Consider the following 11,319-nt stretch of genomic DNA (forward strand, 5'->3'; position numbering starts at 1 on the left):
GTCACTCCTTGTTAAGCGAAGGGCTCAGCCTTCGGCGGCGCGGATGGCGCGGTCCAGATCGGCGGGATTGAGGTCGGCCTGTTGAAAGGCCGGATTGCGAGGCAGCTCGATGTTGAGGTGTTGCACCACCGACAGCTGCAGCTGGCCGTGGCCCATGGCGTAGTCGAGGATGTGGCCGCCGCCCCGGCGATCCACGGTGATGAAGTGCTCGTGATAGCCGGCCACATTGATCCCCTGCACGAAGGGCGGGCAACGAAAGCCCACCAGGGTGCCGCGCCGCTGGCTGAACGAGAACAGCGGCTGAGCCTCGATGGCCTCCAGCATGGGCTTGTAGGGGGGATGCTGGCAGGGAACGGTGCGCACCTGCGCCTGCTCGAACAGGCCGTCGAGCCGAAAGGCGACGAAGACGTTGTCGGTACCCACCAACCGATCCACCCACAGGTGGATCTCCTCGCGACTCAGGGGATGATCGAAGCGGCGCTGCAGGCAGGGGCGAAAGTGGGTCATCACCGCAAACGGGGTCTTCTGCTCGGCGCGGGCCGGGCGGGCCGAGCCGTCAGCCTTGAGCTGGTGGATCTGGCGCTCGAAGGCAATCAGCTCGCCGTCGAGCCGGTTGAAGGTCCCGAGACCGAAGTCACCGTGGCGCAGCAGGTCGGCCATGGTGGTCTCCCCCTCGTAAACTCCCGCCAGCAGGGCGCTCATCAGGGAGCTCTGGTAGACCTCGCCGCCCCCCTGGCGAGCCTGCCAGCGAGCAAACTGCTGGCTGATCTCGATGGCGCAGTCACATGATGAATTGGTTTCCATTTGGATTTCACCTCCAATCCTGTTAGGTTGGCAAATCAGGATTCAATAGTGACCAAGATCACAGTTTGATACCAATATCCAAACCCATCAGCTTCGAGACGTACCAGATATGGAATTCCGTTACCTGCGCTACCTGGTGGCCGTGGCAGACAAACAGAGCTTTACCCGCGCCGCCGAGGCGCTGGGCATGGCCCAGCCGCCGCTCAGCCAGCAGATCCGCAAATTCGAACAGGAGGTGGGCACGCCGCTGTTTCACCGGCTGACCCGCAGTGTGGAGCTGACCGAGGCGGGGCTGAGCCTCTATCAGGATGCCAAGGGGATACTGGCGCAGACCGAGCAAGCCATGCAGAAGGCCAGGCGCATCGCTCGCGGCCAGCTGGGTTCGCTGCGCCTCGGCTTTGCCGGCTCCACCGTGCTGCACCCGAGCGTGCTGCAACTCATCCACGACTTTCGCCAGGCCTGGCCGGAGGTCAGCCTGCACCCCATCGAGAACAGCATGCCCAATCTGGTGCGTGATCTGGTGAGCGAGGAGCTGGATGCCGCCATCCTGCGCCTGCCCTGCAGCAGCAGCTCGGCGCTGGCCCACCACCTGATCGACGAGGAGGAGATGCTGATCGCCCTCCCCCCGCACCATCCGCTGGCCGGCAGTGGCGCCATCCCCATCGAGGCGCTGGTGCAGGACCCCTTCATCCTGTTCCCGCGCGAGATCGGGCCCGGACTGCACGACGCCATCACCCAGCGCTGCCAGCGGGCCGGCTTCAGCCCCCGCCTAGGCAGCCAGAGCCCGCAGGTGATCTCCACCGTCGGCATGGTGCAGGCCGGTTTCGGGGTCGCCATCATCCCGCGCTCGGTCAGTGAGCTGCACCCCCACGGCGTCAGCTATCACCCCATCGCCGCCGAGCCGCTCACCACCCGCATCAGCCTCGCCACCCGCCGCCATCCCCGTCAAAAAAGCCTGCAGCATCTGATTGGGCTGATCCCGCGCCAACCTTGAATCAACGTCATGCTGAACTTGATGATAAAGAGGGGAACTTTAGAGACAGGGGCTGTCGATTTCATAGCGACACCACATCTCTATCAGCTTGGACTTGGCACTCATAATGCTATATTTTGCCGGCTCAATTTGGCTAATCAGCAATTATGTGGAGCTGGAAGCCGGCATGCTTGGAGATTCTCCCGACGCCCTGAACCATCCAATCAGGAACCCCAGAAACGTTATGAAATAGGTGAAAATCAAGATGATATTGATCAATATCTTATAGTAAACACTCTCAACTTCCTCTATCTGAGTTGGATTGAAATCATCATTCAAAAAAACAATAACACTTCCATCTGGATTTTTTTCTATACTCACAACCAAACCAGAAAGCGAATATCTTTCTGAAATTTCATCGCCATAAACATAGTGTAAAATACCACTAACAATGACATCATGATTGATTATCGGACTGATTATTCTTTTTACTTCTTGTCTTTTAGCAGATGGTGACGCAACCAACTCTGCTGGACCATAAAAATTCTCATAAATCCTTCTCCCTAAAGTCTCAGGATCATCAACCACATATTTTGAAATGTATTCAAGAATGAATGCTGGAGATGTGTCAAAATAATAGTTAATTTTCCCGGTTACGCGAACGGTGATCGGACAATTCACCTGCTTATCGAGTTTCATATTTACAAGGTATTTATAAAGTTCAGGATAACGCTCTGATAAAGCTCCCTCAACATCAGACTCGGCACTGTAATCCATACCTATGATATGCTGAGCAGAATTTTTTATACCTTCGATGTCGATCGAACTCTTATCACGAAGACAAACTGTATCATCGGTCCCATTTGCAATGGCTAAAACACCACTTACATGAATAAAGTCTTGTGATGACAAATCGTATAATGTGGAAAAGTTATTTCTATCGACTGCTATTTCCCTATTATATTCTGTAATTCCAGTATGGATTTGGTAAGCAGGTGACTGGTATAGGTTATGAAGTAAAACAATATGCAAAATCAAAAAAAACAATGCCAGAGCACAGTTAAATTGACGAGAGCCAAAAAGGAGGGATTGGGTACCATCTACATATTCTTTATTATTTATTCGCTCTGGGGAGAAAAATAATTCACGGTGAGTGCGCTGGCAATGGAGTCTATAACACTCCCCTGGCTGCAACTTCTTTGCGGGATCACTGACCATGTATCCATTGATGACTTTCATTTCGCCAAACACACTATTAGCTGGCAGGAGCAAGCACTGTCCATCAAGCACAAACAAACGGTGCAATGTTAAGACTATCCATGAATAACTGCCCAATATACCGAGTATTAGGATGGTTAATATCAACAAAGTGGGGATGCTATTTTCGAAAGAGAAAATAAAAGTAAATATTGAAAATATAGGAATGATGATATGTAAGGCTTCAAGATAGACAACATCACATTCTCTGGGCGCCCACTGTTTGGACAGTTCCTCTGACTTACGAACTTCAGAAACAAGGAAAGCACCATCTACACTGACGGCGTAGAGCGCATCTTTATAGATAAGACCCCGGATAATAACACTACGGGATGAATCCTCGCTGTAAGTGGCTGGCGGCCAATAAATAGACTCCACTCTCACGTCACCTACACAGGTATCCTGCCAACGTTGCCGCCATCCTGGCGCCAATTGACGCACGTTATAAAGACCTTCATGTTGATAAATAGTTCTATCGGTAAATCGTCGTTTGTATATCTTTCTCAGCCAAACCAGATCCACATCAGATAACTCATCAGCAGTTTTACTCCTCACCCTCAATCGAGCAATTGCGTCATCCCTTTCCTTCTGACGCAAAGAGTTATCTGACCACCAACAAAGCAATGTCATGGCCTTGATAATGCTTATTAAGATGGGTATAAAATAGCTTAACAATGACATCTCCTTGATGTGATGCTTGGAGTAAGAGAAAATAAAATCCTTAAATTGATAACAATATATATTGCAACTCTAAGAGTCTAAATAGTAAAAACTGAAACATCATGGGATATCAAATATCCTGCCAAGTTATCCTCATCCCATAACTAATCTGCTTCAGGATCTACTGCACCATCTATGCTGGTCATGGCCCGGTCTATAACCTTGAGTCGTTCTCTACTAGAACAAGCGAGCTGGTAGTGATAATTGCAACTTTGGGCATCTTTCCATCTCGCCTTGCGAAGCAGATAGAGCCTACTTAGGCAGAGCAAACCGCCTCATGGGTTGAAGGGGTCAACGCCTGAATGGCCTGTGGGGTTATCTCCTCCCCCAGCAACTCACGCACGTCACCCACGGTGAAGATGTTCCGGCCCTGGGCATATTGTTCCGCCAGCAGCTGGTTGCAACGGGTCAACCGCTCGCTCGGTTTGGCCCACTGCTCGGGCGGCAATGGCTCACTCCAGACCGCCAGCTCGGGATGGGAGGCGAAGTAGCGTTCGGCAAAGCGCTGCTGCAAGCGGCTCTGGATATTGATGCGCAGTATACCAAAACGGGTGCCGTTCAGTTCCCACCAAAGCCTGCGCAGGGGGGAGAAGGCGCTGCGGGGTATCTTCTGCTCCCGGCAAAACTCCTCAATCATGCCGTCAAAGGTGACCGGGGCCGGCTCGTCGATGGCTTCGGGCCCCTCTTCCATATAACGGCGGATCATCTCCCACTCGCCGGCCCCCACCTCTTTGCTCAGGGTGCCGACGTTCATGCCGGACCAGAAGTGGCCGGGCCGCTCGTCCGAGTTGATACCGAAAAACAGGCTCGCCATGGTCATGACACCGCTGACCGACACCGCTGAGCCCTCTCCCACCATGGCGCACATCTCTTCCCAAGGGAAAATCCGTACTTCGGTGCGCTTGGTGCGCTTGTCCCAGCGCGACAGCATCACCTCGCGACGCTGGCGGTGAAAGCGAAATGGCAACACTCGGCGCAGCTGCTGCTGATGCTGATGCTCCCATATCAACTTTCCTGTAAAAAGCAAGGCAAAACCGGGCCCAAAACCCAATCCGCCAATCGCCATCAGTAAGTTTACCCAGCGAAACTCCACCACCCATTGGTCTGGCCCCACCCAGACTTCCTTATATAATCCAGCCCAGACCCCCGCCCAGCCCTGACTATCGCTCAAACCAGTTCCAGGGGGACCCCAAAAAGCCATAGCAAAAATAATTAGCCCCACCACCCAGACCGAATACATCAACTGAGTTTGAAAGAGTGAACCGCCAGCCCCTCCCAGCTCGATATAGTGGGAGTGCTTTTTGGTCAACCAATCGGCGCGGCGCACCGGCGGCACATTGGTCATCACCGGCAAGGGGCTGAATACGGTACGGGCGCCAAGGCGCTCCTGCCTGTGCTGGCCGGCAAAAAATGGCAATGTTGAGTGTTTCATCCGTGCTCTATATCGATGCTGTCAGGTGGGTGGCAGTCACATCCCACCAACGATGGTATCCATTAGGGTGTCAACGCCTGAGCGGCCTGCGGGGTTATCTCCTCCCCCAGCAACTCACGCACGTCACCCACGGTGAAGATGTTCCGGCCCTGGGCATATTGCTCCACCAGCAGCTGGTTGCAACGGGTCAACCGCTCGCTCGGTTTGGCCCACTGCTCGGGTGGCAATGGCTCACTCCAGGCTGCCAGCTCGGGATGGGCAGCGAAGTAGCGCTCAGCAAAGCGCTGCTGCAAGCAGCTCTGAATATTGATGCGCAATATACCAAAGCGGGTACCGTTCAGTTCCCACCATAGGCGACGCAGGGGCGAGAAGGCGCTGCGGGGTATCTTGCGTTCCCGACAGAACTCCTCGATCATGCCGTCAAAGGTGACCGGGGCCGGCTCATCGATGGCCTCGGGCCCCTCTTCCATATAGCGGCGGATCATCTCCCACTCGCTGGCACCCACCTCCTTGCTGAGGGTACCGACGTTCATGCCGGACCAGAAGTGGCCGGGTCGCTCGTCCGAGTTGATACCGAAAAACAGGCTTGCCATGGTCATCACACCGCTGACAGAGACCGCAGAGCCCTCTCCCACCATGGCGCACATCTCTTCCCAAGGGAATATCCGGACTTCGGTGCGCTTGGTGCGCTTGTCCCAGCGCGACAGCATCACCTCGCGACGCTGGCGGTGAAAGCGAAATGGCAATACTCGGCGAAGTTGCTGTTGGTGCTCTCTCAGTATCTTGACTGTCAAAAACAAAGCTAAACCAGGCATCGTTCCAAGTAATAAAATGGTGCCAAGCAGATTCTCCCAGCTAAACTCCATCGCCCATTGGTTCGCCCCGATCCAGACCTCCTCATACAATCCAGTCCAGACACCAGCCCAGCCTTGCCCGTTGCTCATCCCATTTCCAGGAGGCCCCCAAAACATTCCAGCAAAGATGAGTAGGCCAAGCACCCAGACCGAATAGAGTATTTGAGTTTGAAAGAGGGAACCACCCGCCCCTCCCAGCTCGATATAGTGGGGATGCTTTTGGGTCAACCAATCGGCGCGGCGCACTGGCGGCACATTGGTCATCACCGGCAAGGGGCTGAATACGGTACGGGCGCCGAGGCGCTCCTGCCTGTGCTGGCCGGCAAAAAACGGCAATGGGGAATGTTTCATAGGTCCTCGTTATCGGTTCAGCAGGGGTTGCAACTGGGCCACTATCTTGCCACGGGTCAGGGGGAAGTTGTCATCCTCGTCGAGTGCCTCCACCTGGCTCCAACCCGGCTCATCACCGGCCAGCTTGGCCTCTTCCTGCCCCTGCAACTGCTGCAGATTAAGGGAAAAGCGCAGCCCCCCCTGCTCCTCAAACAACTGGTTACCTTCCGCCGTGGTGACCGAGATCACCAGATGCAGCCACGCCATGCGCCGTCTACTGACTTCATCCTGGGGCCAGTCGAAGTCGAGGCGGGTATACAACCCCTCCTGTGCCACAGGTGCGGTCTGGCGAAAGTGGTCGGTGAAATCGACCAGCTTGCCCTCGCTCTTTACCAGGACGGCGAGTTTAACCTGCTCGGGGGCTGTCATGGGCAGCAGAATGCGCAGCTGGGTCAACACCCGTTGCTGTACCGGCACATCGACGATGGTGCCCACCATCAGCCTCTGCTGCGTCTTGGTCTCGGTGTTGTACTTAATCCTCAGGCGCGGGGTCTGCATCACCTCCTGCCACTTGCGCAGTTGCATATCGTACTCCCACTCCTGATTGGCGTGCAGAAATGGCAGCATGCCGCGCTTGCCCCAGCGAGACTCGCTGACCCAGCGCATCAGCGGGGTCGAGGTAAGGAAGTTATAGGCCAACTCGCCACCGAAGATCAGGGCGCTGGCCAGCCACATATAAGGGTTCAATCGAACCGCGAAGCGCAGCGTAACGGCGGCGGCCCGCTGCCAACTGATCTCCCCGGCGATGGCAGCCATGCCGAGCCGGGTCCCAGCCAACATTACTTTTCCGCTGGCATAGGCTTGCAGGCCATCACCACTCAAGGTGATGGCCGAAGCAACCATGGGCTCCCACTCCCCCCGGCGCCAATGACGACCTATCTGAGAGGCTTGCTTATAACCATCAAACAATGCTGACCCTGTACCCAAAACAGCGACCAGAGTGGTCCCTAGCGTCACCACCCGGCCGGTCGCCTTTAGGCTGCTCTCAGCCCCCTCCTTGAGCCAGCGGCAATAGGCGGAAGTGCGCACCACCTCGACACCAAGCGCCAATGCAGCCCCCATCAACCCCAACGTGGCAGACCATAAGTCAAAGTTCTGTGCTCCTGTGTTTTCACTCTTATGGGCCAGATCCCCCACCGTCTTGGCGAAGTTGAACCAGTTGGCCACCAGCACCACCAGACCCAGGCTGCCGCTGAGGGTTGCCCCGCCCAAGGCGGGTCTGGCTGCATTGCCAAACAGCACCTGATTACGCAAGGCGGCGCGACTCAAACGCAAGTGCTCTTCTATCTCCGTCAGGGTCGCGCCGCTGGCCTTGATCACGATATGGGATACGGGGTGAGGCTCGCCGGGGCGAGCCACCGGCTGGCTGTGTGCAAACACCTGCTCACGCAGCGCCGCACTTTCACGCTGCACCGCGGCCCATTCGGCATTGGCGCGAGCCCTAATCTTGCTGTCGGTGGAAGTACTCTTGCGCGCCTTGTTGTATTCGCTGGTGGCAAACTCAGCCCGTTTGCGCAGCGTCTCCAACGTGCCCAAGGTTTTTTGCTGCCACTGCGTGTAACCAGCATCACTCTGAGTGCCAATATCCAGGGTGACGGCCGCATTCTTCGCCTGACCCAACAGCATGGCAATGGTGCCGGGTCTGGCATGGCGCAGCAGGCTATCTGCCTGACCTTGGGCCGCATGTATCCGTTCAGCCATTATTTGCAGCTCGGGGATAGCCAAACGGCCAAGTTCCGACGCCAGCCTGCTCATGGAGCCTTGCAACTGTGTAGGGAGGCTGTCGATGAGCTTGAGATGCACCCCTGCCATCTGCGCCTGAAACTCCTTGAGGCCAGCTAGGCCATCGATCAGCGCACTGGTACTGTCCTTGACCCCCAGCGCGTTATTGATGTCCCCTGCAAGCCCGTCATAGTCTTCAACAGTGGTGATATTGTCGGCGTTGGATACCCAGAGATGGGTGTTCTGCTCACCCAAGGTGGCGAAAAATGCACTGACTTTCTGCCTGTGTTCCGGATCGTCCCCCAAGCCCAGCAACCAGTGATACTCCAGATCCAGCCGACGTTTGAACTGCTCCTGCACCTCTTTGTCATAGACGGGAATGGCCGTGTAGGCCGCTGGCAACATGGCAACCCTGTCGGTTTCGAGCTGGAAGCAGGTTTCCCGCCAATGGGTGATCTTGGCCTGAGCCGGCCCGTACCAGGCGCGCATGGCCTCCTCATCGATACGCTCCAGGATCCCCCGTGCTATCCGCATGCCCATCCAGCTTTCGCCGTAGAGCAGGTCTTTCTTCTGCTCACCGGCGCGGTCAAACATCGCCTTTAACTCTTGGCTGGAGACGCCTGCTTCCTTTGCCATCACGTCATTCTTGGCCAACTCGGAACGATAGGTTTCGAACGTCTTTTTATCGCCAAACGGCGAGGCACTGGGGCGATTCATCTTCTCCAATGCGGCTTCATAGTCCTGCTTTGCCTTCCAATAGTCGCGATAGCGGTTCTCCAACGCATTGGGATGAGCCTTGCTATACTCGGCCAACTTTTGATTGTTCGTCGACTGCATCAACAAGAGGTCATCGCTCATCTCAATCAGTTGGAGCAACTGAGCGGCAGCAAAGTAATCAGCCCGGTTATAGCCTTCGGCCATCCACTGCTCTTCTTGCTCCACCATCGCCTGATAGGCGCTGGCCAACTCTGTCATCAGACCAATCGGATCCTCCAACAGCAGGATGGCAGCCTCCCCCTGGTAAGCAGGCAGTATTTTGCTGGTCAATACGCTAGCACTTTGCGTTTTTGGCATTTGGGTCAACCAACACCACTGATCGGTTTTGGCATGAGTGCTTTGCTGCGGGTGCGTCTCTGCCAGATGCTTCTCAAGCTGCTCAGGTGGCAGCAGATGTCGAGACCCATTTTGACAATCAAAACCGCCCAACCGGCAGGTTTGCATCATCTTTTGACGCAGCTTGGGGGAGCGCAGCAGCTGGCCTTGCAGCTTGGGCGAGATCTTGGTGCGACTGTAAAGCACCTGCACAGAACCGGAACGACTGACCACTATGGTAGAGTCCGATTCCTGATAAACAAACGCCTCCTTGCCTGAGGCGGATGCCAGCCCTTTCTGCTCCAGCTTGGCAACGCCCCCGTTCTCCGCCAATTGATAGGCATGGATGATATCGGGGCGCTTGCTGTGGATCAGATAGAGATAGCTCGTCTCGTCAATCAATCGGATCCCGACGGGGCGGTACTTGATGTTGGCAGCATGGTTGCTGGCTATGGCTGGATGGACCGTTTTCTGTTCAACCAACGCATAACGAACCGGTAATAGTTGAATCTTGTTCTTCTTCAATGGGCAAGCTTTAGTGCTCCCCTGAGCATTGGCACTGCTTGCTGCTGCAGCGTCTTGATTAGCACTCATATCTCAGTTCCCATTCTATGTTGTGTCGCGGCGAGCTCGGCGGCTTGCTCAATTCTCTGTGAGGGGGTGAGTGAAGAAGTACACATGAGCAGTGCTGTGATGGCGGGATAAGCGTCACTCTCCTTCCAGGCAGTGCCGAGGTAACCCAGTACATTGAAGAAAAACAACAGGTCCCTTGGGCTTTCGAACCCTTTGCCATAACCCCATTCAGCCCACTCTGCTACCCACTGACGAGCATCAAGCTGTTCACCCAGACGTTCTGGGAACCATTTCCCCATATGGCGCCAGATATCATTTAGGGTGTTCAACCAGGTTACCTCTCCAAGACGTGTCCACTGGACATCACTCAGACGTAGCAACTTGCCAACTGGCAGTTCCGACGTGGAAACCTTTTTGTTCCACCATTCGGCAGGGGAGTTTGGGCGCAGCAACCTGTGCACAGGGATCCATACCTGCCCAATAGCCTGCCAAAGCCAAGGCTCATCATCTTGCAGCAGGCGGTACATGCCATCGGGCTGGGCCATCTTGAGCAACATGCAACTACCGTAAGGGCTTTCAACCTCGATCAATTGGCGTAGCCGCTCCGCGAGTGGTAATAACGGAAGCCGAGAGGAAAGGAGATATCCCCACCCCTCTTCTCCGTGGGCATACCAATCGAGCAGGGCTGGTGACGCCTCAACCAAGCAGGGAGAGGCTTCTCGCAGGGCATCCCAAGGTGCATAGAGATATATAGGTTGATAGGCAGGGCTATCGGTTACCTCAAACAACTGCCGTTCAAGCTCGGGGATCTGCCCGCCATCGAGCAGAAGATAAAGGTGCTCTCCTTTGGCCAAATCAAACTCGGGCAAAACCATTACTGGCTCTCCCCCTTGGCCAGCTGTTCACAAATCTCACAGACCGGCTCTGCCGATTTCAGCGTCGCGATCTGACGTGCGGGGTCCATGGGAGGTGGTGGTGCCACCACCTCAACCGCCTCCGGTTGGATCGGCATCTGGCCACCCCAGCCGGAACCTGAACCCGGACTGCCGCCTGAATTCATCTTGATGGAGCCGCCACTGAGGGTAACGCCGCCGGCATCGAGCTTCACAAAGCTGCCGCCGACCTTGAGGGTGAGCTCGGCCCCTGCCTCCATCACTATCTTCATGCCCGCCTTGTGATGCACCTCGCTCCCCGCCTCCACCAGCAAAGACTGCCCCAGCTTCTGATGCAGGCTGGCATCCACCGTCAGCGAGTAGTCGGCTTTTATCTGGTCACGCTTCTCGCCCTCCACCGTCAGGTGGTCATTGGCCTTGATGCGGGTCACCCGCTCATTGTCGATATCGGTATGCTGGTCGTGCTTGATGTGCCAGGCGGCATCATTCTCGATGAGTACGTTCAGGTCTTTCTGACCGTGGATGTAGATCTCTTCCTTGCCAGCCTGGTCTTCAAAGCGCAGCTCATTGAAGCCCTCACCCTGGTGGGTCTCGGTGCGCAGCACGGTG

Annotated in this window: 7 protein-coding genes and 1 pseudogene; 1 reads left to right on the plus strand and 7 read right to left on the minus strand. The window is 55.5% G+C overall.

All coding sequences use genetic code 11. The features are described 5' to 3' along the window. Window positions 1-24: 24 nt before the first annotated feature. Entirely contained in the window at window positions 25-804 is a 780-nt protein-coding gene (gene budA / locus ACB033_RS07310; protein WP_139431446.1) for an acetolactate decarboxylase, read from the minus strand. 109 nt (window positions 805-913) lie between these two features. On the opposite strand from budA, the gene ACB033_RS07315 reads away from it, so the two are divergent. After that, window positions 914-1,798 (plus strand): LysR family transcriptional regulator, encoded by an 885-nt coding sequence (locus tag ACB033_RS07315; RefSeq protein WP_139431447.1) that lies wholly within the window; start codon window positions 914-916, stop codon window positions 1,796-1,798. Window positions 1,799-1,942: 144 nt separating this feature from the next. Here ACB033_RS07315 and ACB033_RS07320 read toward each other — a convergent pair whose 3' ends face one another. From ACB033_RS07320 to ACB033_RS07345, 6 genes and pseudogenes are all read right to left on the minus strand, one after another. Beyond that, window positions 1,943-3,709 carry a hypothetical protein gene (locus ACB033_RS07320; RefSeq protein WP_139725369.1) on the minus strand — a complete coding sequence of 589 codons (1,767 nt, stop codon included), beginning with the start codon at window positions 3,707-3,709 and terminating at the stop codon, window positions 1,943-1,945. Between the two features lie 301 nt (window positions 3,710-4,010). After that, window positions 4,011-4,724: a hypothetical protein gene (locus ACB033_RS07325; protein WP_240041760.1), complete on the minus strand. Its 714-nt coding sequence runs from the start codon at window positions 4,722-4,724 to the stop codon at window positions 4,011-4,013. Window positions 4,725-5,248: 524 nt separating this feature from the next. Beyond that, on the minus strand, window positions 5,249-5,932 hold the full coding sequence (locus ACB033_RS07330) for a hypothetical protein (RefSeq protein ID WP_240041759.1): 684 nt from the start codon (window positions 5,930-5,932) through the stop codon (window positions 5,249-5,251). Between the two features lie 468 nt (window positions 5,933-6,400). Beyond that, complete coding sequence (locus ACB033_RS07335) at window positions 6,401-9,838, minus strand: toxin VasX (protein WP_240041758.1); 3,438 nt, start codon at window positions 9,836-9,838, stop codon at window positions 6,401-6,403. Then, on the minus strand, window positions 9,835-10,692 hold the full coding sequence (locus ACB033_RS07340) for a DUF4123 domain-containing protein (protein ID WP_139431451.1): 858 nt from the start codon (window positions 10,690-10,692) through the stop codon (window positions 9,835-9,837). The genes ACB033_RS07335 and ACB033_RS07340 overlap by 4 nt, the downstream gene beginning before the upstream one ends. Beyond that, window positions 10,692-11,319: pseudogene (locus ACB033_RS07345) on the minus strand (type VI secretion system tip protein VgrG); the annotation flags it as partial. The pseudogene ACB033_RS07345 and the gene ACB033_RS07340, both read right to left, overlap by 1 nt.

Source organism: Aeromonas sp. S15(2024), from assembly GCF_041402265.1.
Lineage (GTDB): Bacteria > Pseudomonadota > Gammaproteobacteria > Enterobacterales > Aeromonadaceae > Aeromonas > Aeromonas dhakensis.